Origin of the sequence: Microbispora sp. H10836, assembly GCF_012999525.1 — a bacterium.
Lineage (GTDB): Bacteria > Actinomycetota > Actinomycetes > Streptosporangiales > Streptosporangiaceae > Microbispora.
Genome location: NZ_JABBWU010000025.1, coordinates 82937 through 106827, shown reverse-complemented (window position 1 = coordinate 106827; position 23891 = coordinate 82937). Strand labels below are relative to the sequence as shown.

Genomic DNA, 23891 nt, shown 5'->3' with positions numbered 1-23891 from the left:
CGCCGCGGAGACCGTGCGGGACCTCGGCGGGCGCCGGTCCGGCGGGCCTCAGGTCACCAGGCCCCTGCGGTAGGCGTAGACCACGGCCTGCACGCGGTCACGCAGGCCGAGCTTGGTGAGGATGCGCGAGACGTACGTCTTGACGGTCTCCTGGCTGATGACCAGCTCCGCGGCGATCTCGCCGTTGGACAGGCCGTCGGCGATGAGGCGCAGCACCTCCAGTTCGCGCGGGGTCAGCGCGACGTCGTCCGGTGTGCCCTCGGCGGGGCGGATCCGCGCCGCGTACCTGCCGACGAGCTGCCGCGTCACCTCGGGGGCCAGCAGCGCGGCACCCGACGCGACGGTGCGGATGCCGTGCAGCAGCTGCGCCGGGGGAGCGTCCTTGAGCAGGAACCCGCTCGCCCCCGCGCGCAGCGCCTCGTACACGTACTCGTCCAGGTTGAAGGTCGTCACCACGAGCACCTTGACCGGATGCTCCACCCCGGCGCCGGCCAGCAGGCGGGTCGCCTCGATGCCGTCGAGCACCGGCATGCGTACGTCCATCACCACGATGTCCGGGTTCAGCCGGCGGGCGAGGTCGACCGCGGCGCGCCCGTCCCCGCACTCGCCCACCACCTCCAGGTCGGGCTGCGCATCGATGATCGTCGCGAACCCGGTGCGGATCAGCGCCTGGTCGTCGCAGACCAGGACCCGGACCGGCGCGTTCACGACGGGCTCCCCGCGGGGATGCGCGCCCGTACGACGAAGCCGCCGTCCGCCCGCCCGGCGCTGAACTCGCCGCCGAGGGCGTCCACGCGGTCGCGGAGCCCGGCGAGGCCCCGGCCGCTCCCGCCGGGCGAGCCGGCCCGCGAGCCGGAGCCGTCGGTGCCGACCTCCACGGTGATCTCCTTGCCATAGCGCACACGGACCACCGTGGGGCTGCCGTGGGCGTACTTGAGAGCGTTCGTCAGGGATTCCTGGACGACCCTATAGGCCACGACTTCGGCGCTGCCGCGCGATTCCGCCGGCGTGCCCTCCTCGGTGAACTCCACCGGCTGCCCGGCCCGGCGGGTCTGCTCCACGAGGGTGTGCAATTCACCGACCGACGGCATCGTGTCGGTGTCGTGGTCGGGGTTGAGCAGGTCGAGCAGGTGCCGCAGGTCGGCGATGGCCCGCCGGCCGGTGTCGGTGACGGCACTCAGGGCCGCGTCGAGCCGATCGGGCGCGGTGGTCAGGTAGCGCGCCGCCTCGGCCTGTACGACCATGGCCGTCACGTGGTGGGTCACGACGTCGTGGAGTTCGCGGGCGATGCGGGTGCGTTCGGCGGCGCGGGTGGCCTCGGCGATGTGGCGGCGGCGTTCGGTCTCGGCGGCCCGGGTGGAGCGCAGCCAGGCCCCGATGCCCCACGCGAGGACCAGCGTCAGGTAGAACACCACGTACCCTTCCACCTTCTCCGTAGCGCCGAGCCGGTCGAGCGCGACCGCCAGCGGCACGTACGCCATGGAGAGGAGGATCACGGTGGCACGCCGGTGGCGCTCCAGATGGGCGCCCGTGCTGATCAGCGCGACGGTCATCGCGTTGCTCGCGAAGACGTGGTAGGCGCGGATCTGGTCGAGGACGAAGCCGAGCGTCACCAGAGCCAGACACACGGCCGGCCACCGGCGGCGCACGGCGAGCGGAAGGCACTCCAGAGCGATCACCACGAGCGCCAGTGCGTCGAGGGGACGGACGGGCAGGTCCCCGACCTGCGTCCCCTTGCCGTAGAGCGCCGGTATCAGGGACACAACGGCCAGCAGCAGCCCGAACGGTGCGTCCCGGACCACGACGTCGCACCGCCGCCACAGGTCGGTGACCCGCCGTAAGTCGATCACTGGGTGAGCGTAGCGGTCGCGTCCGCCCGGGCGCCGCGCCGCATGGGGACCAGGTTGCCGCGCCGGCGGGCCAGCCACAGGAACACGACCGTCAGCGCCAGGCCGAACACCACCGCGTACGGGCTCGCCTCCGGACCGAAGTCGCCGCCGGTGAGCAGGGCCGGGCCCGACGTCACGCTGTTCAACAGCCCCTCGCTCGCGCCGTTGCCGGAGACCTCGGTGCTGAAGATGCCGGCCGCGGCGAAGTTCCAGCCGAAGTGCAGGCCGATCGGCAGCCACAGGGTGCGGGTGGCGGCGTAGGCGGCGGCGAGCATGCCGCCGGCCTCGATCGCGATGGCGATCGCGCCCCACAGGTTGGCGTGCTCGTTGGTCAGGTGCATCAGGCCGAACACCAGGCTGGTCAGCACCAGCGCGATCCACGTGCCGGCCCATCCCTCGACGATCCGGAACAGCACGCCGCGGAACATCAGCTCCTCCGTCACCGCGGCGGCGGCCATGAAGCCGAACAGCCCGGCCGCGCCCGTCACCGAGCCGAGGCCGTCACCCCGGTAGTACCCCAGGAAGGCGAGGTTCACGATGACGGCCGCGAACATGCCGACTCCGATCAGCAGCCCACGGCCGACGGCGGGGACGGCGCCTTCCCGGGCCACCTCCACCGGCGCGCGGCGCTCGGACCATCGCACCGCCCAGCCGTACACGAATACCGCGAGGACGGCTGTCGCGACACCGAAGATCAGGGTGAGGAACGCGTTCCCCTGCACCGCGCCCACGGCCGCGTTGCCGGCGAAGGCGACCAGCGCGACGGGCACGAACTGCTTCAACAGTCGCATGACGACTCCTTCGGGAGATTCCGCGACCGGAGCGCCGCGGCTACGCCGAGAACGCTAGGGATCCGGCGGCCGGGAATCGTCACCGTGCGGTGGACATTCGCCGGTAGCTCTCACGGGGGACACGTACGCGCAATCGACCCCAGGCCGGTGAAACCGCCAGGTCAGGGGTGAAACCGGCGTGAAGCCGCGATGAATCCGGCGGCCCGGAAGCTCTTCTCGTACGCCGGGAGGTACCCGGCGGAGAGAGGAGACGCGTCATGGCGGACCTCAGTGCCGTCCGGGCCGACGGCCTGGTCAAGACCTTCGGCGACTTCCGGGCCGTGGACGGAATCGACCTTCACGTACGGCAGGGCGAGATCTTCGGAGTGCTGGGCCCCAACGGAGCGGGCAAGACCACCACCCTCCGGATGCTCGCCACCCTGCTCCCCATCGACGGCGGCCATGCGGAGATCTTCGGCGTCGACGTCCGGCGGGAGCCCCACCGCATCCGGCAGTTGGTGGGCGTGACGGGCCAGTACGCCTCGGTGGACGAGGACCTCACCGCGCGGGAGAACCTGTGGCTGTTCGGCCGGCTGCAGGGCCTGACGAGCACCCGGGCCAAGAGCATCGCCGGCGACCTGCTCGCCCGCTTCGACCTTCAGGAGGCGGCCGACCGTCCCCTGTCCCAGTTCAGCGGCGGCATGCGCCGCCGCCTCGACCTGGCGTCGAGCCTGATCACCCGCCCGCCTCTGATCTTCCTGGACGAGCCCACGACCGGCCTCGACCCGAGAACCCGGGGCCAGATGTGGGACACCATCCGCGAGCTGGTCACCGACGGTTCCACGATCCTCCTGACCACCCAGTACCTGGACGAGGCCGATCAGCTGGCCGACCGCATCGCCGTGATCGACCGGGGCCGGAAGGTCGCCGAGGACACCCCCGACGCGCTGAAGACCCAGGTCGGCGAATCGACCCTGCAGCTCAGCCTGGCGGAGGGCGCCGACACCGCCCTGGGCGCGGACGTCGTCCGCCGGCTGCTGGGCGAGGACCCGGTCCTGAGCCCGGAATCGGGACGCATGAACATCCCCCTCCCCGACCCCGACCGGGCCGCGGACGTCCTGATCGGCCTGCGGGAGGCAGGCCTCGGCATCTCCTCGGTGAGCGTCGCCAAGCCGACGCTGGACGAGGTCTTCCTGGCGCTGACCGGCCACGGCGCCGACGACGAATCCCAGACCAAGCTCCAGATGGAGGCGGCCCGATGACCACGACCACCGTTACCCCGACCCCGCTCGACCCCCGGCGCGTCGACCCGTCCGTCGTGGTCGCCCGCACGACGTCCCACACTTCGCTGCAGGAGACCTGGGTCCAGACCCTGTCCATGGCGTGGCGTGCCCTGAAGAAGATGCGCCGCAAGCCCGAGCAGTTCTTCGACGTCCTCATCCAGCCTCTGCTGTTCACCGCGATGTTCGCGTTCATCTTCGGCGGCGCGATCTCCGGCAGCGTGTCGGACTATCTCCCGGTGCTGATCCCCGGCATCCTCGCCCAGACGGCCCTGACCGTCTGCATGGCGACGGGCGTGCAACTGCGCGAAGACATGGACAAGGGGGTCTTCGACCGCTTCAAGTCCCTGCCGATCGCGAGGATCGCCCCTCTGGCCGGCCCGATGATCGCCGATTTGATCCGTTACGGCATCGCGTCGGTGCTGACGGTCGTCACCGGCCTGCTCATCGGTTACCGCCCCGGCGGCGGTGTGCTCGGCTGCGTCGGCGGGATCGCGCTCACCGTGATCGCGGGCTGGTCGCTGGCGTGGATCTTCACCTGGCTGGGCACGATGGCGCGTTCCGCGCAGAGTGTCCAGGGGATCTCAATGATGATCATGTTCCCGCTCACCTTCCTGTCCAACGCCTTCGTCCCCGCCGAGACGCTGCCCGGCTGGCTGGAGGCGTTCGTGAAGGTCAACCCGGTGTCGCACGTCGTCTCCGCGGTGCGCGACCTGTTCAACGACGGGGCCGTGACGGCCGAGGTCGGCTGGGCGGTCATCGGCTGCGCGGTAGTCGTCGCGGTCTTCGCCCCACTGGCGGTCCGCTCGTACTCCCGCAAGATGTAGCCGGTGTCAGAACAGCCGTTCCAGGACGGCATGCGCCTCGGCCAGCAGGTCGGGGCCGCGTCGTTCGCCGTACTCCGCCGCGATCCGGGACATGACGCCGGGGGCGATCCGTTCGGCGTGCTCGGACAGGACCGACCACTGCAGCGTCGGGACGAACCGGTTGTAGGCGAACCTGTCGGCGAGCACGAGCAGCCGCACCGCCTCCTCGGCGGGCAGCGCTCCCTTCCGCAGGCCCCAGATGCCCAGCCCGGCGAGCACCATCCCCATCACCGGGTAGTCCGTGCGGTCCAGCCTGAAGGCGGTCCGGACTTCGGCACGCAACGACTCGAAGAGGTCCGCGCCGTCGTCGCCCTCGCCGTACAGCGCGAACGCCGAGAGCGCGACGACCTCGCCAAGGGCGCCCCACGGTGTGAAACCGCCCCCCGCGCCCGGGACGCGCAGGTTCCGCAGCGCCTCTGCGGTCTCGCGGTGCCGCCGCAGTCCCTCGGCGACGTCGCCGTCGGCGAGGGTCAGCTGGGCCCTGGCGGCCGCGACCGACAGGACCTCCCCGTAGGTGCCCTGGGAGGCGAGCGCCTCCAGGTCGTCGACCATGCGCGCGGCCTCGTCGCGGCGGCCCTCGGCGAGCGCCGCCATGGCGAGGGCGGCGCGGATCTGGACGGCGTCGTCCACCGCTCCGAGGCGTTCGAGCACCGGGAGCGCCTGGACGGCGTGCCCGGAGGCCGACGCGGAGTCACCGAGGTGCGCGTACAGGCTGGCCAACTGCGTGTGCAGCACCGCCCGGTGCCAGGGACCGCCGTCATCGCCGACGAGTTCGAGGGCGGCTCTGGCCGCTTCGATCGCGCCGACCGGGTCGCCGACGTTCTCCCGGCCGTGGCTCAGCCAGTGCAGCGCGATCCGGCGGATCATGGGGTCGGGATCGGCGGTCAGCTTGTCCAGGCCGTGCTCGGGATCCGACGCCGCTGCGAGCAGGGCGGTCACCGTCGCCCGGAGGGCGGGGTTCGCCGAGTCGGCGCCCAGCCCGGACAGCAGCCGCGTCAACGTCCCGGACTCTCCCAAGGGGACGATCATGGTGTTGAACAGCGCGATGCTCAGGGCCGCCCGGGTCCGGTCGAGGAGCCGGGGCGGCGGCGTCCAGCCGCTCAGGGCGGCGGCGACGGCGGGGGTGAGCACGATGCTGCGCGGATGGTCTCCGCGGATCGACCAGAAGCCGCCCAGAGCCGAGAACAGCATCACGACCGCCTCCTGGTCGGGGTCGGCGAGGGCCTCGCGCAGGATGTCGGAGAGGTTCGTCTCCTCCGCACGCAGCCGGTCCATCGCGTCGACCTGCTCCGGCGAGTACAGCCGGGCGCCGTGCCGGTCGGCGTGACCGACGGCCCACGCGCGTACGGCGGCCCGCGCCTCGTCGGTCTCGCCGGCCGAGTCCAGCCGCACCCGGCCGAACTCCCGCACCGTCTCGAGCATGCGGTACCGGACGCCCTCGGCCGTCTCCACGACGGTGAGCAGGGACTGCTCCACGAGCTCCTCGACGTCGCCGAGAGCGCCGTCGCCGAGCACCTCCTCGGCCGCGTCGAGGGCGAAGCCGTCCGGGAAGGCCGAGAGGCGGCGCAGGGCCCGGCGCTCCCGCTCGCCGAGAAGGTTCCAGGACCAGTCGATCACGGCCAGCAGCGTCTGGTGCCGGGAGGGGGCGCTCCGGTCACCGCCGCGCAGCAGCGCGAACCTGTCCTCCAGCCGTCGGGCGATCTCGGCCGGTGACATCACCCGCACCTTCGCGGCGGCCAGTTCGATCGCGAGCGGCAGGCCGTCCAAGCGGGCCACGACGGCGCGTACGTCGTCCTCGTCGAGGTGCACTCCGGGCCGGGCCGCGGTGGCGCGGTCGCGGAACAGCTCGATGGCGTCACCGGTCCCCAGCTGGGGCAGCGGATAGACGCGTTCGGCGGCGATCGCCAGCGGCGAGCGGGTCGTGGTGAGGACGCGCAGCTCTCGTGTGGTCGCGGTCAGATAGGCGACCAGGTCGGCGACCGCCTCCACCAGATGCTCGCAGTTGTCGAGCACCAGCAGCGTCGGGGCCGGGTCGAGCTGCTGGGCGATCCGGGCCCGGACGTCGGCGCGTTGCCGCGGGGTGAGCGTGCGGCGTCCGGTCACCGAGTCGCGGACGCCGAGCGCCGACCCGACCTCGCCGACCAGGTCCTCGGGCGCGGTCACGCCGACCAGTTCGACGAAGTGCACCACCGGCTGCGGGGCCTCGCGGGCGACGGCATGGGCGAGCCGGGTCTTGCCGAGCCCGCCCGGACCGAGGATCGAGACCACCCGGGAGGTGGCGAGCAGGGCCCGTATCCGCCGGAGGTCGTCGTCGCGGCCGAGCAGCGGGGTCGTGTCGAAGCGCACGCCGACGCGCACGGGGTTGTCGAGGGCCAGCAGCTCACGATGGACCCGCTGCAGCTCCGGGCCGACGTCGGCGCCGACCCGGTCGCGCAGCTTCGACCGATAACGCTCGAAGCGGTCGAGCGCGGCGCCCGTTCCGCGTACCGCGGCCTCGCTGTGCAGGAGATCGGCGAGCAGCCCCTCGTCCCCGGGGTGGACGCGCGCGGCCTCCTCGAGCTCGGGCAGGGCGATGTCATGGTCACCACTGCGGCTCCGGGCCCGGGCGAGCACGACCCGCGCGGCCGCCAGATCGCGTGCCGCGCGCCGGCGCACCTCGGCCAGCGGGCCGCCGCCCTCCGGCGGCAACGCTCCGACGCCCAGCGCGAGCGCCTCCTCGGCCGCCGCGGCCGCGGCGGCCGGGTCCTCGACGAGCAGCGCCCGCGCCCGGTCCGTCAGACCATGCAGTCGGCCCGCGTCGATTCGATCGGGCGGGACATCGAGCCGGTAGCCGCCCCCCTCCGTGACCAGCGCCTCCGGCCCCACGACCGACCTGGTCCGGGACACCAGGACCTGCAGCGCCTTCGCCGGATTGGCCGGTTCGTCGTCCCCCCACACCTCGGAGACGAGGCGGTCCGCGCTCACGGTCCGGGAAGCGGACGCGAGGGTCGCGAGCAGTGCCTGAGCCCTCTCGCCGACCACCGGCTGCCCCCGCCACCGCACCCCGGCGAGCAGGCTCAGGTCGGTCGGCATGGCGCCAGTCTAGGCTTCACCGGGCCGTCCACCCGTTCTCGTTTTACCTATCTGGAGGCCGGACCATTACGCGCGGATCATGTCTGCCATGTGGGCTTCGCTCCGATTCTGGGGGACGGCGCTGCTGGGACTGGCTGCCCTCCCCGTCATCGTCATGCTGATCGCCGATGGTCCCGTCGCCCGCGACGGGACCGTAGTGGAGGCCCTCCGCGCGGGTGTGATGCTGCTGGCGGGAGCGTGGGCGGGCGGGCGGGCCCAAAGCCGGAGTATCGGGCGAATCCTCTTGTTCGGCGGACTGCTGGGCGTGGTCCGGCTGGTGTGCGAGCTTCCGGGCCTCGTCATCGCGTCCGACGAATTGGCCGCGAGCTGGGATTCGTGGCTGCACTACTGGATCTGGGTACCGCAGGTCATGACGCCGCTGCTGCTCGCCACCGCCGTCTTTCCTGACGGGCGCCCGGCGCTGCCGATCGCCGCGAAGCTCTCGGTGTTCGCCGTCGTGGTGGCATCGCTCACCGCCGCCACCTACAACTGGCCGCGCAGCGACGGCGGCGCCGGCGGCAACCCGGCGGCGCTGCCGCCGCGCCTCGGCGACGTGATGCTAGTGATCACACTTGCCGCCGTCCTCGTGGCGATCGTCTGCGTGCTCGCCTCCTTGGCCGTCCGATGGAAGAGAGGCGAGGCGGCTGTGCGGCGGTCCCTGCTCCATCCTCTCGCCGCGCTGCTCCTCGGCATCGCGTACCAGCTGCTGCGCCCCGTATTGCCCGGGGTGCCCGGCGACACGTGGGAGGTGTTCCTCCCGATCTACTGCGCCGTCCTGGCCCTCGCCGTACGCCCGCTCGCTCTGGGAAGGCCTGGCTACGGCTTCGGCTGACCTCACCGTCGATCCGGCAGTCCGCCGTTCGTGTAGAGGGTGAGACCGGGGCGTTCCCGGCGAACCCAACCACGGAGGAGAAACAGCATGGGCAAGGTCGTCGCGATCGAGCATCTGACACTCGACGGCGTCATGCAGGCACCGGGGCACCCCGACGAGGACCTCCGCGACGGGTTCCGGTACGGGGGATGGGCCAGCCGGCGCCAGGACCCCGCCATGCAGGAGGCGATGGGCGCGCGGATGACGGACGCCTGGTCCCTGCTGGCCGGCCGGACCACCTACGAGCGCTTCGCGGACTACTGGCCCGCTCAGGAGCCGAACCCGTTCACCGACGCGCTCAACCGCGTACGGAAGTACGTCGCCTCCACCACGCTGACCGAGCCGCTGACCTGGCAGAACTCCACCCTTCTCAAGGGCGGCGCCGCGGACGCGGTAGCCGGTCTGAAAGAGGAACTGGACGGCACCCTTGTGGTGTTCGGCAGCGGAGTGCTGGTCAGGTCGCTGCTGCCGCGCCGCCTGGTCGACGAGTTCGTCCTCCTGATCCACCCGGTGGTGCTGGGCTCCGGGCGCCGGCTGTTCGAGGAGACCCCGCCGGAGTCCTTCGAGCTCGTCGACTCCACGACGACCCGGACCGGCGTCGTCATCGCCACCTACCGACCCGGCGCGAGGTGAGAGAAAGAATGATGACGGCGAGGAGACAGGCCCCAGCCGCGCTGCTGTCAGGTCCGGCTGGGGACCGACTGGTGAGCGCTTTCTCCGACAGCCTGGACGAGTTGGTCTCGTACATCGCGGGGCCCGGCCGGTAGGAGAGTGGTCAGATCGGTGTCGTGGGCCTCAAGGCATCCGGCGCGGATGTTGGAGAAGATCGAGAGCGTGTGGGTGATCTGGTAAGGGTCCTGGCCACTGCCGGCCAGTGCCTCGCGCGCTGTGGACAGAGAGATCGGCTGGTAACAGACCGGGCGGTTCAGCGTGTCGCTCAGCACCTCGGCGATGTCCTGACCGCCGACCGCCTCGACGCCCTCCAGTTCGTAGGTCTTGCCCGCGTGCCGGCTGCGGCGGCCCGAGGCGAGGTCGCGCTGGGTCTCCGTGGCGACCCGGACGGCGACCTCGGCCAGGTCCTCCTTCGCCACGACGGACACCCGCCCGGCGCCGAAGGCGGCGGCGAAGACGCCGGTTTCGGCGGCCGATGCGGCGGCGGCCGTGGCGAGGCCGGCCGCGACCTCGGCGTACAGGCCGTTGCGCAGGATCGTCACATCGAACGGGGCCGCGGCGAGGCGATCTTCGGTCCAGCGGTGCGGCAGCGCGATCGTCAACAGGTCGCCCGACCTCGCCAGGCTGGTGTAGACGACATGCCGGACGCCCGCCGCGCCGGCCGCGTCCACCACCGCGCCATGGCGGGCCAGCACCACGTCGTCCTCGGCGTATCCGGCCGAGACGAACACCAGGACGTCAACGCCTCGGAAGCCCTCGGTAAGTGAGGCCGGGTCGTCGAAGTCGATCCGGCGTGCGGTTGCCCCGTCGCCCGAGCGAGTGCCGCCGGCCACGTCAAGGCCGTCCTCGGCGGACAGACCACGGAAGATCAGGCCGCCGAGCCCGCCGGAGATGCCGGTGACGAGAATCATTCGAAGCTCCTTGATGATTGGTGCAGGCTGGAACAGCACCCGATCATCCGCGCCCCGCTGCGGCATCGTAAGGAGGCACTTTCGTGTCAGTCACGAACACGGCGGTAATCCCACAGGTCAGCGGCCCTGTTCCCACCGGACCGTGCGGTGATGACGACTGTGGGATCCGCGATGTGCTCGACCGGCTCGGTGATCGGTGGACCGTGCTGGTGCTGGTCGAGCTGTCCAAGGGAACGCGCCGCTTCCGGGAACTGGAGCGGGCGATTCCCGGTATCTCGCAGCGGATGCTCACGCTGACGACCAAACGGCTGTGCCGCGACGGGCTCGTCGAACGGACCGTCTACCCGACCATCCCGCCGCAGACCGACTATCGGCTTACTCCGATGGGCAAGAGCCTGGCGGACATGGTGTTCGCCCTGGCCGACTGGTCCCGCGATCACAAGGACGCCGTCGCCGCGGCCCGCGGCCGCTGGGATCAGGAGCACCTGTGAGTCTCGTGGCGCGATGCCGTCCTGAGCCGGGCCGATGAACTCCGTGTCCGGCCCATTTCCCGCGCCCTCATGCCGGCCTCGGCCGGCCCGTCGAGCTCGTGTCATGATCTTGATGATCTGTGCCTCGGTCCGCTCGCGCCGACGGGCTGCATCCGATCGGACGAGCCGCCGTCGCTGCCGCTCGCCGGCGTCTACGAGCATGAGGCGGCGGGTGAGAACTCGCAGGCCGAGCCGGCCCCGACCGACGGTACGGCAGGGGCTCTCACCCGGCCGTTGCGGGAGGCCGGTTGGTTCTGCGCGCAGGTCCGAGCCAACGCGGACGGCCGTGCCGTGTGGTGCCGGGTCGGTCGCCGCGACGAGGCGGAGGCGGTCTATGCGCAGGTGGCACAGTTCCTGCTCGACCGCGACGACCGGCTCGCCTGGGCATGGTTCCCGTCCACTGAGGCAGCTACGACGGGAACACCGGGCTGATCGTCACCGCCCGGGGCGCCTCCGTGCGGCGCTGGCCGTTCGGCTCCGAGCACTACGCGACCACGATGAGCGCCGCTGTTGACGATCTTCTGGCCGGTGGTTACGACTGCTTCTATCCACCTCAGCAGAGCTGCGACCGGCCGGGGCGCTGCCGAGGGAGGTGATCTCGTGGCGTACTTCGACATCCAGATCGGCGCACCGCTGGCCGCGACTTGATCGCGCAGGCCGGAGCAGGACATCGGACCGCTGATAGCGTCGCGGCTCCTCATGGATGAACACGTTGATGTTGCGGGGAGCGCTCACGCGCCCTTCCCCTGATGCGCGGACCGGGCCCGCGACGGGTCAGGAGGAGTGGAGCTCGGAGTCCGGCCAGGTCCCATCATCGGTGAACTGCGAGCCCCAGTAGTAAGGGTTCACCTCGCGGAGGGGGCGGGCGCTCCAGCCCGCCTCGCCGGAGCCGCCGGGCACGGCGACCTCGACGTCGGGTCCCCATAGGGCCAGGCGCTCCTGGCAGATGCCGCACGGCGGAAGGACGAGGATCCGCCCATGCTCGGGGTCCCGGTGCACGCATACCGAGGCGGTGACCCTTCCGCCGAGTGTGTAGGCCTGGCAGATGGCGCCGGTCTCGTGGCACAGCGCCGCCGCGCCGTTGAGGTTGTCCAGGCCGACGCTGGTGAGGATCCGCCCATCGTCCAGGTAGACGGCCGCGGCGCCGCCCTCCTCGTCCGGCGGCCAGCGCCGTTCCAGTTGCGCGACGGCCGCGTCGACGAGCTTCTGATCAAGCTGCATGCGTCCATCGTGACATGTCCTGACATGGCGGGCGGTGGACACCGACGGGTCCCTGACCGCCTCCGACCGCCTCCACTGCTCTGACGGCTTGTCGCCGAGCCCGCTGTCTTTTCCGCAGTCGAACTGGCCGTGGCGCTCCCAGGCCTACCTGTTGTCGGACGTCGTGCCAGATGATGCCGTCGTCGCCGTCGCCTGGCCAGTGGTGGTGGGGCTGCGGGCGCCGGTCACGGCGGGGTTCGAACGCCGGCGACTCGGGCTGGTCGACCTCTCCGCGGTGCGTCGGGGGCGTTCCGTCCCGCCCCGGACGACGGCGCTGGGACGGTCGCGCCGGCCTTCAGTCTGGGCGACCACCTGCTGGAGGCCGCGCTGCGACCTCTCACCGAGGCGCGCGACCGTGCTTCCGAGATCTCCGCGGACGTCCTCGCACCGCCCTGGGACCCGTCCGTGCTCGGCTTCGCCTCGCTGGCGCTGTGCCGGACCGGGCTCGACCCGTAGCGAGTCATTACTGGTCTTGGTTCTTCTCCGCCTGACGCTGCTGCTCGCGATGGGCGCGGCGCTGCTCCTCGGCCCGCTCCCGGCAGCGGCGGAGGAACTCATCGTCGTCGTCGGGGTTGGAGGGGACGAACCGGCCCGGCCGGTCGTACTCGGGGAAGCGTCCGGTGTTGCCCTTGTACGGCAGCCCGCCGGGCCGCGTCACGCTCTGCGGCCGACCCAAGACCAGCCACAGGATCGATCCGACCTCGGGGAGGAACAGGACGATAATGATCCACAACCCCTTGGGCAGGTTGCGGCAGTCCTCCTCCGCCGTGACGATCACGTCGATCAGGCAGAAGATCCATAAGGCGAGCAGAACCAGGCCGAACCCGCCGTAAATGAGGGGCATCCCGAATCCTCCCAGTGTCAGACGCGCAGAGCGTAGTGGATCCGATCTTCGTCTGGCGCGGATTTCCCGATACGTGATCTTTTCCGATGCGGCGCAAAAGCGTGGAGCGGGTGACGGGAATCGAACCCGCGCTGTCAGCTCGGGAACAGGCTACTGATCTTGCCCACTTGAGCTGGGAAAACAGGGGGTTCAGGTCAAGGCCGGTCGAGTGACCGTGAGTTTCCCTAATTCACCGCTGATCGCCCTCCGTTCTGGCACGCATCTGGCACGTGATCAAGGTCGTGACCTGGCCGCTTCTCTACCTGGCCTCGCGTTGGTCATTCAAGTCGAGCAGGGAGACAATTCCTGACGTGTACTCCATCTATCAGGACGGAAGCGACGCCGGGCGGTTCGCAGCCCAGATCTACCGGGGGCTGCGTGAGGGCGACCTTCGCGCCGAGCCGTTGGTCGAGCTTGCGTGCCTAATGGAGGAACTCGATGCAGGCCGCCCTCCGGTGAGAGAGATCCTAGAACGCCCGACAGCGGAGTTGACATTTGAGGAAGTGGCCCATCTCGGGCGGGACCTGCTTAGGGTGACAGGCTTCGATCAACTATGGGCCACGCTGGAGACAGCAGTGAAGGTCGTGGAAAACGATGTCCGCGCCTCAGGTATCGATGTGGTGCTGACGATCGTGATCCCGGACTGGGATGACAGCGGCTGCGCGCGGGTGGAGTGCTGCGGCGGTTGTGGCGGTCCTGCCATCTGGCCGAGCAGCGGACGAGACGTCGACGTCGCCCTTGTCGAGATCGCAGACGCAGTTCAGGACGTCGTGATGGAGCACATCTGGGGAGTGTGGCCGACCTGTCCCGAGCACCGGCTTGGCTTACATGCTGCCTTGGTGGAGGGCACCGCAGTATGGCAATGCGCGGGCAAGGGCCTCCACACTGCGGCTGCCATCGGTGACCTTGGCCTGAGTGCTCGCCAAAGGCATTCTCGCCGGTCGAAGTGAGGAGATGCATGAGGCTCGGTCATATCCAAGGCCATACGTTGGTCTGGGCCTTCTCGCTTGGAGCGGGTGACGGGAATCGAATCCGCGCTGTCAGCTTGGGAAGTCTTGCAAGATCATGCGGCCTGAGCTGCGAAAACGGTGACCTGGGCGTATGCCGATCAAGTTACCGCGAGTCCCCGTGGCTGCCCGGTGATCGCCGACTGCACGGGCACCACAACGGGCACGCGGCTTCGAATGGCGTCGGAACTTGGCGAACGGCGGGTGGCTCGTTCGCTGACGCGCACCCGCGACTGGCTGATCGTTCAGGCCCGGAAGGCTTTGACCGCCAGGACGGAGGGAATGGGGTGTTTGAGCGGCTCGGTCACCCGGTCGATGTTCAGTCCTGCGTCGATGAACGCGTTGATCAGGTCGGGCAGTGGTACGTGGCTCATTCCCACCCGGTCGCGGACTCCACCCTCGCGCCACCATGGGGAGCGCTTGTGCCACCCGCTCAGGCGGTATGTGGGGTGGATGATCATTGCCCCGTCCGGGCGCGGCTCGATGTGAGGGCCGTTGAAGCACGGGTGCACGCCGTAGAACAGCAGCATCCCACCTGGCAGCAGTACCCGTGCGGCTTCCTTCACCAGGCTGGCGAAGTCATCGATGTCGGTGGAGACCCACAGCGCGGTTACCGTGGCGAAGGTGCCTGGGGCGAACGGGAGCATCGTGGCGTCAGCTTGTAGGAGTGGAGCTTGGTCCCTGTTGCGGGCTCGGCGTAGCTGGTCGGCCGAGCGATCCAGGCCGATGACGGTGCGGCCGGTGGAGCGGATGGCCTGGAGGTACAGGCCTGTACCGCAACCGATGTCCAGGCATAGACCGTCCCCAGGTCCGAGAAGATCGACGATCCAGGAGATGTTGGTGCTGGCACTGGGCCCGATGTAGTCGTCGTACCATTCGGCCTGGCCGTCATATCGGGCGGTCATGATTCATTCATACACGGGGATCTGCCGCTTCGCGTGGCCTTGGGGTTCCTGCTGGCCCCGAACGCCCGTCTGAGGGTCTTGTCGCGTGTGACTCTTTTGCGCGATATCTCAGCGAGCCGACCGGCGGTGCACTCGGGGTAGGCGGTGGTCCGGGACTGAAATCAATGGCCTCGGAGAAGGTAGGGCGTCTGTGGTATTTCGCGGTCTGGAGCCGCCGCCGACCGGGACCGGCTCCAGGCCGCACGCCCGGACGGCGAGCGGGCGTAGGGATGGTGGCTGTCGGATTCCTCTTCCCGCACGGCCGAGTGACGATTTACAACGGTCTCGATGAGAACGGCATGGAGTTCGGAGACCCTGATCAGCGGTATGCGCGCCAGAGGCTCAGCGCGTAAGTGCTCGTGATCCACTGGCGAGGCTTATCGCCCCAGGAGATTGGAGCGGGTGACGGGAATCGCACCGGACCAGTAACAGGGTTCTCACCTGCGGGTTTGCTGTTCAGGCTGGTGGCGTCTACCGGGTTGAGCCGGGTTCTGTGGCGTTCTGCCTACTCCTGCCGGTCCGGTGTGCCCGCGTGGGCACACCGATGATCTCACTCAATGAGGAAGACGCGAGCCGTCAGGACGCCGGGGCCCTGCGGGCGGCGCTCGATCCGCCCCGCATGGGCACGGCATCGGACCGATCGCCGACCTCCATATCGGTTATATGCGGTACGGCGAGCGGCTCACCGGTGCGCGGCCGGTCTCTCCCCGGCCTGAGCTCAACCCGGGCGCGAAACGGTCTGACGGCGCGCGGCCTACGGGTGGGCGTCCAGGGCGATGTACTTCTCCTCGAGCAATCCGAGGATGCCGTCGAAGCCCCCCTCCCGTCCGAGTCCGCTCTGCTTCACGCCGCCGAAGGGCGCGGCCGGATCGCTCACGACTCCGCGGTTGATCGCGACCATGCCCGCCTCCAGTCGGCGGGCGACGGCCATCGCCTCGCGTTCCTCGCCGAACACGTAGGCCATCAGGCCGTGGACAGTGTCGTTCGCCATACGTACCGCCTCGTCGACGTCGTCGTACCGCACGACGGCCACGACCGGGCCGAAGATCTCCGTCGAGCTGATCCGCGAGCCGTGCCGTACACCGGTCAGCAGCGTGGCGTCGTAGAAGGCGCCGTGCTCGGCGGACTTCCCGCCGTGGACGAGCCTCGCCCCCTCCTCGACGGCGCCGTCCACGAGTTCGGCGACCTTGTCCCGCTCGGCGACGGAGACGAGCGCCCCGACCTGCCGTGAGCGGCCGAGACCGGGCCCGACGGACAGCGCGGCCAGTTCCGCGGTCATCCGCTCGACGAACTCGTCGTGCCGCGAACTGTGCACGTAGATACGGTTGGCGGCGGTGCACGCCGCGCCGCCGTTGCGCATCTTGGCCAGCAGCGCGCCTTCGACGGTGACGTCCATGTCGGCCCCGGGGAGCACGATGAGCGGCGCGTTCCCGCCGAGTTCCATCGAGGCGCTGACCACCGTGTCGGCGCAGGCGTGCAGCAGGTCGCGCCCGACCTCGGTCGAGCCGGTGAACGAGAGCTTCCGCACCTCCGGCCGGTTGATCATCTTGGCGACGAGGGGTCCGGTCGGCACCGGCGTCACCAGGTTCACCACACCGGCGGGGACGCCGACACGCCGCAGCACCTCGACCATGTACGCCGCCGTCAGCGGGGTCTCCCGGGCCGGCTTGAGGACCGTCGTGCATCCGGCCGCCAGCGCGGGGGCGAGTTTGCGCGTCGCCATTGCCGCGGGGAAGTTCCAGGGTGTGATCAGCAGGGCGACTCCGATCGGCTGCCGGTCGACGATGATGCGCTTGTCGTCGCTGTAGACGGCGACGTCGAACCCGGCGGCGGTGAGCCCCGCGACCTCGGCCACCTACGTCCGGCTGATTACTTGATCGCGAGCGCGTTCGGCGGCGAGCCCACCCCGCCGACGAGGTTCAGCGGCTTGCATGTGAGGAAGAACTCGTAGACTCCGTCGGCGGCGCAGTCGGCGGCGAGGTCGTCGAGCTTCCACAGCTCGCCCATCGCCATGCCGAGCAGCGCGATGAGCGGGCGGTGCAGCATTCCGCTGTGGTCCACGCCCCGCTCCGGAGGCCGGTCGTGCTCGGACCGGAAGTCGGACTCGAGCACGGGGTCGGCCTCGACGGCCGGGTTGTCGCCCGCGACGAGCGCGATCTGGCGGTCCCAGAGCCAGCGCAGGATCGACTCCCGCTGGGCCAGCCCCGGCGACTTGTTGCGCCGGTTGAACTCGACGCGTTCCTCGGTCGACTTGGCGACGTAGTTCTCGGCCCACCCGGTGCGCAGCAGTAGCAGGTCGCCGCCCTGCCAGGTGACGCCCTGCGCCGCGGCGATCGCGTCGAGGGCCACGTCGTCGAGCGCGATCGTCTGCTCGCAGTCGTACGGCCGGCCCTCCCGCTCGAAGAAGCGGGGCACGTCGAGCAGGACGCCTCGCCCCGCGATCCCCGACTGCGCCCAGTTGTGGATGCCGAGCGCCGTCGAGCCCTCGTTGTTCTCCTCAGCCGGAAGCCCGCCGTAGAAGCCGTGCCTGGGATGCCCGATGTGCCGCAGCGCGTCGAGCTGCGAGGTGGACTGCAGGTAGAAGGAGTCGAGCCAGTCGTCGCGGTGGAACTCGTTGTTGGCGAAGACGTGGTGCTCGGTCCGCCGCCTGGTCCCGGTCGGGTACGGCTCGAAGGCGTTGACCGGGTAGTCGAGGTTGAACCGGCGCCCGGTGCGGACCAGGCGGGCCGCCGCGGCCACGCGCTCGGGGGTCAGGAGGTTGACGGTGCCGAGCTGGTCGTCGCGTCCGAAGACGTCCCAGCTCGACCCGGCGACCTCGGCCTCGGCGAGCTCGTCATAGTTCGGCAATACGTTTCCTCTCTTGGCCGCCGCCCAGTTCGTCGCTGAGCATGGCGGCGGTGCTAAGGAGCTTGGTGAGGGCCGGCGATCCGGGCGAGAGGTCGGCCATCTGGTCGGCTCCGAGCACCGCCACGGTGGCGCAGATGCCGTACTCGTCGTACACGGGCGCCGCCGCGGCGAACAGGCCGTCGGGGTGGCTCGTGATGCTGTAGCCGTTTCGCCGGGCCATGTAGACCCCCGCCTCCAGCTCCGACCGCCTGGCGGCCGACATGCCCTCGGTGGCGCGTTCGAACGCCTGCTGGTCCTTGCAGGCGAGGAAGACGCGCAGTTGCGAGGAATTGTGGTCGAGTTGGGTGCCGGAGTGGACCGTCACGACGAGGGTGCGGCTGAGGTCCTCGTTGACGAGCGCCACGACCGGCCCCCGCGCGCCCCAGACGCCGAGCACCGACGTCATGCGCACGGTGGCGGTGAGCTCCGCCAGGTACGGCGGCGCGATCTCCACGACGCGCCGCCGCCCCAGGGCGTAGATCCCCAGCTGCACCATCAGGCCGCCCAGGACGAAGGTGCCCCTGCGGTGCCCACGCTCCAGAATGCCCGCAGTAACAAGCGAGGCGCAGTACCGGTACGCCGTCGTCCGGTTCAGCCCCAGCCGATCGGCGACGTCCGCCGCCGTGAGCTCGGTCGTATGCGGGCCGAAGAGCGCGCAGATCTGCCCGACCCGCTGGACCGCCTGGATGTCGGAGCCGGAGGCCTCGCCGCTCACGTCAATGTTCGTCATGGCTGAACTCTAGTTCACATGGAGAACTTGATAGTGGACGCGAGGTGAGCGTGTGAGACAACTCTCAGCTCACCAGCCAGTTGTTGAGCTTGGTCGTGACCTCGTCCCAGTGCTGGGAGTACCACTCGATGTCCTGGACCACGGTCTTGCCGGTGTTCGCCGGCCCGTAGACCTCCACGGCCTTGCCGTTGTCGGTCAGGTTCGGCTTGGCCTTGAGGTTGACCGGCACCGTCCCCAGCATCTCGGTGATCTTCGCGACCGGCCCGGGCTGCACCAGCGACCGCAGGAAGTCCTGCGCGGTCTCCTTGTTCTTCGAGCCGAGCGGCACGGCGAGCGCGTTGACCGACACCACGGTCGTGTCCCACACGATCTTGATGTTCTTCTTCTCGTTCAGCAGCGCGATCAGCCGCGAGTCGGACAGCAGGAACATGTCGACCTGGCCGGAGGCGGCCGCCTGCTGCAGCGCGCCCACGTTCGGCGCGAAGAGGGTGTCCTTGCGGATGGTGGCCCACTTGTTCAGGGCGCGGTCGACGTCGAGCGGGTAGAGCTTGTCGGGCGCGACGCCCTCGGCGAGGAGCGGGTACTCCAGGATGCCGTTCTGCAGGTTGGTGATGACGCCGCGCTTGCCGGGGAACTTCGCCGTGTCGAAGAAGTCCGCGAGCGTCTTCGGCGCCGTCGCCGGGTCCGGGAACTTGTCGGCGTTGTAGGCGAACGGGCTGGCGTTCCCGAAGTTGCCGACGTAGCACTCGCCGATCGCGTTGGGGACGAAGTCCTTGGAGTTCAGGTCGCCGAGGTTCAGCTTCTCGAACAGCTTCCCGCAGTGCTGCGTCGCCGCGGCGGGCGCCACCGAGACGACGTCCCACTGGACGACGCCGGAGGTGACCTGCGCCTTCACCTGGGCGACGTCGGCCGGCGAGGAGTTGACGAAGGTGACGTTGGGGTGCGCCGCGGTGTAGGGCTCCTGGAACGCCTTGATCTGCGCGTCCTGGCCCGATCCGCCGTAGGAGACGTAGGCGAGCCGCACCTGCCCGCCGGCCGCGTCCGAGCCCGCGTCGCCACTGCCGCCGCCACCGCCGCCGCAGGCGGCGAGCAGCAGCATGGCCGCGGTGAGACCGGCGCCCGCGAGGACGGTTCCTGATCGAAATTTCATGGTCTTACCTCTCAGAAGGAGTCTGCCGCAAAATTGTTCGCTATGCGAGCAATGTATCCCGAGATGCGCACACGGTACCCGAGTTGCGTCCGACAGGTACAGAGTCCGCATCGAGATCGTTTATGTTTGTGCGAGAAATGCAATGTGAGTTCACGATGCGGCCTTGCCGGCCGTCAGAGGGCATGCGAAAGAAACGCACCGCGAAACCGACGGCGGCCGCGTTTCCCGGCGCTTCAGGCGTGTGGAATGACGGAAAACCCCGGCGGTCAGGCCGCGACGATCCGCTGCGCCCCCGGCCGCCACCAGGCCACGATCTCGTCGCCGATGGCGTAGTCGCCGCGCAGCGGGCTGACCCGGGTACGGCCCGGCAGCCCCCGCCGGCCCATCGCGAGCAGCAGCGTCCGGTACGAGCCCATGTACTCCACGTCCCGGACGACCGCCCGCACGGCGTTGGCCCCGGGCGGCACCTCGTCCCGGCGGGCCGCGACCTCGACGTCCTCGGGCCGCACCACGATCGCGCTGCCCGCGCGCACGCCGGGATGCGCGGCGACGGTGGCGGGATCGACGCCCCAGCTCTCGCCGTCCCAGACGATGCTCCTGTCGAGAGCCGCCTGCCCGAGCTCGAAGACGTTCGAGTCGCCCAGGAACCGCGCCGTGAAGAGGGTCTCCGGCTCGGCGTACAGCTGCTGGGGCGTGCCGATCTGCTCGATGCGCCCGTTGTTGAACAGCGCGATGCGGTCGGAGAGGTTCATCGCCTCCTCCTGGTCGTGCGTCACGAAGACGAACGTGGACCCGACCTCGCGGTGGATGCGCCGGATCTCCGCCTGCAGCGCCGAGCGCAGGTTGCGGTCGAGCGCGCCGAGCGGCTCGTCCAGCAGCAGCGCCCTGGGCTCGAACACGATCGCCCGCGCCAGCGCGACCCGCTGCTGCTGCCCGCCCGACAGCTGCGAGGGGTGGTTGTCGTCGCGCCCGGTGAGCTGCACGAGCTCCAGCACCTCGGCGACCTTCCGGGCGATCTCCCGCTTGGGGACCTTGCGCTCCCGCAGCGGATACGCGACGTTCTGCGCCACCGTCAGGTGCGGGAACAACGCGTAGTTCTGGAACAGCATGCCCAGGTTGCGCCGGTGCGGCGGCACGTCGCTCACGTCGGTCCCGTTGAGCGCGATCGTGCCGGCGGTGAGCGTCTCGAACCCGGCGATGAGGTTCAGGGTGGTCGTCTTCCCCGAGCCGCTCGGCCCGAGGAACGTCATGAACTCGCCGGGCCGGATCGTCAGCGAGATGTCGTCCACCGCCGGGGCCGCGAGCCCGAAGTCCTTGGTGACGCGGTCCAGGCGGATCTCGGTGCCGCTCGGAGTCCCGGGCGACGATCCGGTGGCCTTCACCGTCGTCGAAGGTGTCGTCGTCATGGTTCTCCTATCGGCGGCGAGCCCTGCCGCGGAGCAGCTGGGGCAGTAGGAAGATGATGGTCACGGCCACGACCATCAGGCTCGACGCCGCCGAGATCGTCGGGTCGATCTCGACGGTCACGCTGTTGTACATCTGCACGGGCATGGTCTGGAACACCGGCGACCGCAGGAACAGCGCGAGCACGACCTCGTCGAACGAGACGATGAACGCGAAGATCGCGCCGGTCAGGATGCCCCGGCTGATCAGCGGCATCGTCACTCGGACGAACGCGCGCGACGGCGAGGAGCCGAGCGACGAGGCGGCCCGCAGCAGCTGCGGGTCGAAGCCGCCGAGCGCGCCGGTGACGGACACCACCACGTACGGCACGGCGATCGCCGTGTGCGCCAGCACGTACCCGAGCACCGTGCCGGTGAGCTGCCAGCCGAGGAAGGCGATGTACACCGCGACCGCGACGACGATCGCCGGGGCGACGATCGGCACCATCAGCAGCGTCCGGACGAACCGTGCCACCCTCCCCTGCATCCGCGACAGCGCCACCGCGGCGGCGGTCCCCACCGTCGTGGCCAGCACCGCCGTGAGCGTCGCGACCAGGAACGAGTTGCTCAGGGAGTCCAGCCAGATCGGGTTGGTGAAGAAGTTCTCGTACAGCCGCCAGGTGAAGCCCCGCGGCGGGAACTCGAACGTCGCCGCGTCGCTGAAGCTCATCGGGATGACGAACAGCGTCGGCAGGATGAAGAAGATGACGACGACCCCGCCGAACGCCTTGAGCCACCACGGGATCGGATCGACCTTCGTGTACCGCCGGCGTCCGATAGCCGGGCCACTGGCCGTCGCCGGGCTGCTGGTCATCGCTGGGCTGCTGGTCATCGACGGCCTTCCGTTCGACCGGCCGCGACCACACCGATCGCGGACATGGTGCCACCCATCCGGTTCGCCCACGCCACGAGCACGAGCGTGACGACGAGAACGAGCATGCCGAGCGCCCCCGCGGCGGCGAAGTCGAGCAGCAGGGTGGTGCGCTGCGCGAGCAACTGGGCGACGAGCGACTCCTGCGGCGACCCGAGCAGCGCCGGGGTCACGTAGAACCCGAGGCTGAGCGTGAACACCAGGATCACCCCGGCCATCACCCCGCCCCGGGACAGCGGCCAGTACACCTTCCAGAACGCCGCGGTCGGGGAGGAGCCGAGCCCCCGCGCGGCGAGCAGCAGCCTGCGGTCGATGGCGCCCAGGGTGCTGAACAGCGGCAGCACCATGAACGGCAGCATCACCTGGGTCATCGCGATCGTCACGCCGACGGTGGTGCCGTAGAAGACGACGTCGTCGGCCCCGAAGAACTCGAACAGGCTCTGCACCGGCCCGCCGTCCTGCAGGATGATGATCCACGCGAAGTTCCGCGCCATCACCGACGTCCAGAAGGGGATCAGCACGATCACCAGGAGGATGCCGCGCGCGCGTGGGCTCACCCGGGTCATCAGGTACGCGTACGGGTACCCGATCAGCAGGGCGGCGGCCGTCACCGTGGCGGCGGTCACCGCCGTGCGCCAGAGCACGGTCAGGGTCACGCCGTCGGTGAAGAGGTTGCTGTAGTTGCTCAGCGTCCACCCGGGGGTCGAGACGCTGCGGATCAAAGTGTCGGCCAGCGGCACCAGCAGGATCCCCGCCAGCAGGGCGAGCGCCGGTACCAGCAGGGGCCAACTCGGCCATCTGATCTTGTTCGAGGACATCCTCGTCCCCCTCCAGCTTGTACGGCTCAGGCGGTCAGTAAAGCAAGCCGTTGTTCATATAACAATTACTGTGTCCGTATCGTGAACATTCAACGGCTAGGCGCTGTACCCGCCGTCCACCGGCAGGACGACGCCGCTGATCTGGCTCGCGCGGTCGCTGAGCAGCCACGCCGCCGCGTTCGCCACCTCGATCGTCGTGCCGGCCTTCCGCAGCGGGACTGCGGCGACCCGGCGCTCCACGGCCGCCGGGTCGTCCTGCCGCCACTTGACGAACATCGGCGTCTCGGTGGGGCCGGGGGCGATCACGTTGACCCGGATGCCGAACGGCCCGTTGTCGTGCGCCGCCGTACGGGTGAAGCCGATCACCGCGTGCTTGGTCGCCTGGTACGCGCCGAGGCCCGTGTTGCCGCGGAACCCGCCCACGCTGCTGGTGTTGACGATCGACCCGCCCTTGTCACGCATGGCGCGGATCTCCTCGCGCAGGCACAGCCACACGCCCTTGACGTTCACCGCCATGATCCGGTCGAAGTCCTCCTCGGACACCTCGTCGAGCCGGCCGAGCTGGTTGATGCCCGCGTTGTTGAACGCGCCGTCGAGCCGGCCGTACCGGGCGAGGGTGTCGTCGACGAACCGCGCGACGTCGGCCCCGACGCTGACGTCCCCCACGGTGTAGGCGACGTCGTGACCCGCGGCGGTGAGCTCCTCGGTGAGCGCGGCGAGGGTGTCCCGCGACCGCGCGGCGACCATGACGGAGGCGCCCTCCTCGGCGAAGACCCGTACGGAGTCGGCCCCGATGCCGGTGCTCCCACCGACCGCGAGGACGACCTTCCCGGCGAGCAGCCCGGTTCCGGGCGCGGGGCGCGCTCCTGGGTTGTCGGACAAGATCTCTCCCTCTCAGTTTTGCAATTGGGGTAAATAGTGCATAACGCCGATCCGGCGCTGACCCCGGGGTGGCGGGAAGTGTCCGTCGAGCGGGGTGGTCGTCGGCGCCGGACCGGCG

The 23891-nt window shown here is 70.0% G+C and carries 23 protein-coding genes; 7 read left to right on the top strand and 16 right to left on the bottom strand.

The genetic code is table 11. The features are described from left to right. Window positions 1-48: 48 nt before the first annotated feature. The 3 genes from HHX30_RS34275 to HHX30_RS34265 are packed head-to-tail and all read right to left on the bottom strand — an operon-like array spanning window position 49 to window position 2680. Window positions 49-708: a response regulator transcription factor gene (locus HHX30_RS34275; RefSeq protein ID WP_169987464.1), complete on the bottom strand. Its 660-nt coding sequence runs from the start codon at window positions 706-708 to the stop codon at window positions 49-51. After that, the gene (locus tag HHX30_RS34270; protein ID WP_169987462.1) at window positions 705-1850 is read right to left on the bottom strand and encodes a histidine kinase; all 1146 of its coding nucleotides are present in this window, start codon (window positions 1848-1850) and stop codon (window positions 705-707) included. Before HHX30_RS34270 ends, HHX30_RS34275 begins: the two co-directional genes overlap by 4 nt. Next, window positions 1847-2680, bottom strand: a complete 834-nt coding sequence (locus HHX30_RS34265) for a CPBP family intramembrane glutamic endopeptidase (protein ID WP_169987461.1) — start codon at window positions 2678-2680, stop codon at window positions 1847-1849. The genes HHX30_RS34270 and HHX30_RS34265 overlap by 4 nt, the downstream gene beginning before the upstream one ends. Before the next feature lie 257 nt (window positions 2681-2937). On the opposite strand from HHX30_RS34265, the gene HHX30_RS34260 reads away from it, so the two are divergent. After that, window positions 2938-3921 (top strand): ATP-binding cassette domain-containing protein, encoded by a 984-nt coding sequence (locus HHX30_RS34260; protein WP_169987459.1) that lies wholly within the window; start codon window positions 2938-2940, stop codon window positions 3919-3921. Further along, the gene (locus tag HHX30_RS34255) at window positions 3918-4766 is read left to right on the top strand and encodes an ABC transporter permease (protein ID WP_169987458.1); all 849 of its coding nucleotides are present in this window, start codon (window positions 3918-3920) and stop codon (window positions 4764-4766) included. Before HHX30_RS34260 ends, HHX30_RS34255 begins: the two co-directional genes overlap by 4 nt. Before the next feature lie 6 nt (window positions 4767-4772). Here HHX30_RS34255 and HHX30_RS34250 read toward each other — a convergent pair whose 3' ends face one another. Beyond that, entirely contained in the window at window positions 4773-7877 is a 3105-nt protein-coding gene (locus HHX30_RS34250; RefSeq protein ID WP_169987456.1) for a BTAD domain-containing putative transcriptional regulator, read from the bottom strand. An 88-nt stretch (window positions 7878-7965) separates the two neighbouring features. Here HHX30_RS34250 and HHX30_RS34245 point away from each other — a divergent pair, with 88 nt between their 5' ends. Continuing rightward, the gene (locus tag HHX30_RS34245) at window positions 7966-8748 is read left to right on the top strand and encodes a hypothetical protein (RefSeq protein WP_169987455.1); all 783 of its coding nucleotides are present in this window, start codon (window positions 7966-7968) and stop codon (window positions 8746-8748) included. Between the two features lie 87 nt (window positions 8749-8835). Next, entirely contained in the window at window positions 8836-9420 is a 585-nt protein-coding gene (locus HHX30_RS34240; protein ID WP_169987454.1) for a dihydrofolate reductase family protein, read from the top strand. A 47-nt stretch (window positions 9421-9467) separates the two neighbouring features. Here the strand turns inward: HHX30_RS34240 and HHX30_RS34235 are convergent, their stop codons facing one another. Next, window positions 9468-10370, bottom strand: coding sequence for an NmrA family NAD(P)-binding protein (locus tag HHX30_RS34235; RefSeq protein ID WP_169987452.1), 903 nt, complete (start codon window positions 10368-10370; stop codon window positions 9468-9470). Window positions 10371-10543: 173 nt separating this feature from the next. Here HHX30_RS34235 and HHX30_RS34230 point away from each other — a divergent pair, with 173 nt between their 5' ends. Together HHX30_RS34230 and HHX30_RS34225 are read left to right on the top strand one after the other, a co-directional pair. Then, window positions 10544-10861, top strand: a complete 318-nt coding sequence (locus HHX30_RS34230) for a helix-turn-helix domain-containing protein (RefSeq protein ID WP_311922979.1) — start codon at window positions 10544-10546, stop codon at window positions 10859-10861. 69 nt (window positions 10862-10930) lie between these two features. Further along, entirely contained in the window at window positions 10931-11332 is a 402-nt protein-coding gene (locus tag HHX30_RS34225) for a hypothetical protein (protein WP_211593043.1), read from the top strand. Between the two features lie 342 nt (window positions 11333-11674). On the opposite strand, the gene HHX30_RS34220 is transcribed toward HHX30_RS34225, so the two are convergent. Both HHX30_RS34220 and HHX30_RS34215 read right to left on the bottom strand, forming a co-directional pair. Next, a complete protein-coding gene (locus tag HHX30_RS34220) occupies window positions 11675-12121 on the bottom strand; it encodes a cytidine deaminase (protein WP_169987448.1) in 447 nt (148 codons plus the stop codon). 502 nt (window positions 12122-12623) lie between these two features. Beyond that, window positions 12624-13004, bottom strand: coding sequence for a PLDc N-terminal domain-containing protein (locus HHX30_RS34215; RefSeq protein ID WP_169987446.1), 381 nt, complete (start codon window positions 13002-13004; stop codon window positions 12624-12626). Between the two features lie 269 nt (window positions 13005-13273). Here HHX30_RS34215 and HHX30_RS34210 point away from each other — a divergent pair, with 269 nt between their 5' ends. Then, the gene (locus tag HHX30_RS34210; protein WP_169987445.1) at window positions 13274-13993 is read left to right on the top strand and encodes a hypothetical protein; all 720 of its coding nucleotides are present in this window, start codon (window positions 13274-13276) and stop codon (window positions 13991-13993) included. A 302-nt stretch (window positions 13994-14295) separates the two neighbouring features. Here the strand turns inward: HHX30_RS34210 and HHX30_RS34205 are convergent, their stop codons facing one another. The 9 genes from HHX30_RS34205 to HHX30_RS34165 form a co-directional block, all read right to left on the bottom strand. Then, entirely contained in the window at window positions 14296-14955 is a 660-nt protein-coding gene (locus HHX30_RS34205) for a class I SAM-dependent methyltransferase (RefSeq protein WP_169987443.1), read from the bottom strand. A 793-nt stretch (window positions 14956-15748) separates the two neighbouring features. After that, window positions 15749-16849 (bottom strand): aldehyde dehydrogenase family protein, encoded by a 1101-nt coding sequence (locus HHX30_RS34200; RefSeq protein WP_211593042.1) that lies wholly within the window; start codon window positions 16847-16849, stop codon window positions 15749-15751. 14 nt (window positions 16850-16863) lie between these two features. Then, window positions 16864-17841 carry a cyclase family protein gene (locus HHX30_RS34195; protein ID WP_169987441.1) on the bottom strand — a complete coding sequence of 326 codons (978 nt, stop codon included), beginning with the start codon at window positions 17839-17841 and terminating at the stop codon, window positions 16864-16866. Beyond that, the gene (locus HHX30_RS34190; protein ID WP_169987439.1) at window positions 17828-18610 is read right to left on the bottom strand and encodes an IclR family transcriptional regulator; all 783 of its coding nucleotides are present in this window, start codon (window positions 18608-18610) and stop codon (window positions 17828-17830) included. The genes HHX30_RS34195 and HHX30_RS34190 overlap by 14 nt, the downstream gene beginning before the upstream one ends. Window positions 18611-18674: 64 nt before the next feature. Then, entirely contained in the window at window positions 18675-19760 is a 1086-nt protein-coding gene (locus HHX30_RS34185; protein ID WP_169987437.1) for an extracellular solute-binding protein, read from the bottom strand. Between the two features lie 266 nt (window positions 19761-20026). Further along, the gene (locus tag HHX30_RS34180; RefSeq protein WP_169987435.1) at window positions 20027-21166 is read right to left on the bottom strand and encodes an ABC transporter ATP-binding protein; all 1140 of its coding nucleotides are present in this window, start codon (window positions 21164-21166) and stop codon (window positions 20027-20029) included. Window positions 21167-21173: 7 nt separating this feature from the next. Next, the gene (locus HHX30_RS34175; RefSeq protein WP_211593041.1) at window positions 21174-22034 is read right to left on the bottom strand and encodes an ABC transporter permease; all 861 of its coding nucleotides are present in this window, start codon (window positions 22032-22034) and stop codon (window positions 21174-21176) included. Beyond that, window positions 22031-22891, bottom strand: a complete 861-nt coding sequence (locus HHX30_RS34170; RefSeq protein WP_169987433.1) for an ABC transporter permease — start codon at window positions 22889-22891, stop codon at window positions 22031-22033. Before HHX30_RS34170 ends, HHX30_RS34175 begins: the two co-directional genes overlap by 4 nt. Window positions 22892-22987: 96 nt before the next feature. Beyond that, a complete protein-coding gene (locus HHX30_RS34165) occupies window positions 22988-23773 on the bottom strand; it encodes an SDR family NAD(P)-dependent oxidoreductase (protein ID WP_169987431.1) in 786 nt (261 codons plus the stop codon). Window positions 23774-23891: the final 118 nt, after the last annotated feature.

Coding starts and splice junctions, on each gene's coding strand:
- HHX30_RS34265 (WP_169987461.1), bottom strand. CDS start 2,680: ATGCGACTGTTGAAGCAGTTCGTGCCCGTCGCGCTGGTCGCCTTCGCC.
- HHX30_RS34260 (WP_169987459.1), top strand. CDS start 2,938: ATGGCGGACCTCAGTGCCGTCCGGGCCGACGGCCTGGTCAAGACCTTC.
- HHX30_RS34255 (WP_169987458.1), top strand. CDS start 3,918: ATGACCACGACCACCGTTACCCCGACCCCGCTCGACCCCCGGCGCGTC.
- HHX30_RS34250 (WP_169987456.1), bottom strand. CDS start 7,877: ATGCCGACCGACCTGAGCCTGCTCGCCGGGGTGCGGTGGCGGGGGCAG.
- HHX30_RS34245 (WP_169987455.1), top strand. CDS start 7,966: ATGTGGGCTTCGCTCCGATTCTGGGGGACGGCGCTGCTGGGACTGGCT.
- HHX30_RS34240 (WP_169987454.1), top strand. CDS start 8,836: ATGGGCAAGGTCGTCGCGATCGAGCATCTGACACTCGACGGCGTCATG.
- HHX30_RS34235 (WP_169987452.1), bottom strand. CDS start 10,370: ATGATTCTCGTCACCGGCATCTCCGGCGGGCTCGGCGGCCTGATCTTC.
- HHX30_RS34225 (WP_211593043.1), top strand. CDS start 10,931: ATGCCGGCCTCGGCCGGCCCGTCGAGCTCGTGTCATGATCTTGATGAT.
- HHX30_RS34220 (WP_169987448.1), bottom strand. CDS start 12,121: ATGCAGCTTGATCAGAAGCTCGTCGACGCGGCCGTCGCGCAACTGGAA.
- HHX30_RS34215 (WP_169987446.1), bottom strand. CDS start 13,004: ATGCCCCTCATTTACGGCGGGTTCGGCCTGGTTCTGCTCGCCTTATGG.
- HHX30_RS34205 (WP_169987443.1), bottom strand. CDS start 14,955: ATGACCGCCCGATATGACGGCCAGGCCGAATGGTACGACGACTACATC.
- HHX30_RS34190 (WP_169987439.1), bottom strand. CDS start 18,610: ATGACGAACATTGACGTGAGCGGCGAGGCCTCCGGCTCCGACATCCAG.
- HHX30_RS34185 (WP_169987437.1), bottom strand. CDS start 19,760: ATGAAATTTCGATCAGGAACCGTCCTCGCGGGCGCCGGTCTCACCGCG.
- HHX30_RS34180 (WP_169987435.1), bottom strand. CDS start 21,166: ATGACGACGACACCTTCGACGACGGTGAAGGCCACCGGATCGTCGCCC.
- HHX30_RS34175 (WP_211593041.1), bottom strand. CDS start 22,034: ATGACCAGCAGCCCAGCGATGACCAGCAGCCCGGCGACGGCCAGTGGC.
- HHX30_RS34170 (WP_169987433.1), bottom strand. CDS start 22,891: ATGTCCTCGAACAAGATCAGATGGCCGAGTTGGCCCCTGCTGGTACCG.